This is a genomic window from Microvirga sp. KLBC 81 (genome assembly GCF_003075415.1).
Classification (GTDB): domain Bacteria; phylum Pseudomonadota; class Alphaproteobacteria; order Rhizobiales; family Beijerinckiaceae; genus Microvirga.
Genome location: NZ_QDAH01000279.1, coordinates 1 through 933, shown reverse-complemented (window position 1 = coordinate 933; position 933 = coordinate 1). Strand labels below are relative to the sequence as shown.

Sequence of the window (933 nt, the reverse complement as noted above, 5' to 3'; positions counted from 1 at the left end):
CCCCCCTTATTCACCAGAGGTCCGCGAGCGGGCGGTCCGGATGGTTTTCGATCACCGCGACGAGCACGCCTCGCAGTACGACGCGATCCGGTCGATTGCGGCCAAGATCGGCTGCTCGGGCGAGACGCTGCGCCACTGGGTGCGGCAGGCAGAGCGCGACCAGGGCCTGCGCCCCGGGGCCAACGAGCACCGAGCAGGAGAAAATCAAGGCGCTCGAGCGGGAGGTGCGCGAACTGCGCCAGGCCAACGAGATCCTGCGCAAGGCCAGCGCGTATTTTGCCCAGGCGGAGCTCGACCGCCGCTCCAAGCCATGAAGGCGTTCATCGACGAGCATCGTGAGGTCTATGGGGTCGAGCCGATCTGTCGTGTGCTGCCGATCGCCCCGTCGACCTACCATGAGCACGCCGCCCGCAAGGCCAATCCCGACCGCAGACCGGCCCGCGAGCGCCGGGATGCCGCACTCAGTCAGGAGATCCGCCGGGTCTTTGCGGAAAACTTCGGGGTCTATGGCGTCCGCAAGGTCTGGCGCCAGCTGCAGCGCGAGGGGATCGCGGTGGCGCGCTGCACGGTCGCCCGGCTGATGCGGCAGATGGGCCTGAAGGGTGTGGTTCGCGGCAAGAGCATCAGGACGACCGTCAGTGACGCCGCAGCGCCATGCCCGCGCGACCGGGTCAACCGGCAGTTCACGGTGCCGCGGCCGAACGCCTTGTGGGTGAGCGACTTCACCTATGTGGCGACCTGGTCGGGCTTCGTCTATGTGGCCTTCGTGATCGATGCCTTCGCCCGCCGGATTGTGGGCTGGCGGGTGTCGCGGTCAGCCCGGGCCGAGTTCGTGCTCGATGCCCTGGAGCAGGCTCTGCATGACCGGCAGCCCTGGCTAACCAACCTCATTCACCATTCCGACAGAGGGGTTCAATACGTGTCGATAAAATA

General features: G+C 66.8%; 1 protein-coding gene and 1 other annotated feature. The gene reads left to right on the top strand.

The genetic code is table 11. From position 1 onward, the window contains the following. Window positions 1-933, top strand: a 933-nt coding sequence (locus DC522_RS33755) for an IS3 family transposase (RefSeq protein ID WP_371681157.1), incomplete at both ends; no start/stop codon positions are given. Continuing rightward, window positions 269-385: a sequence feature (AL1L pseudoknot), on the top strand. (Overlaps the previous gene by 117 nt.)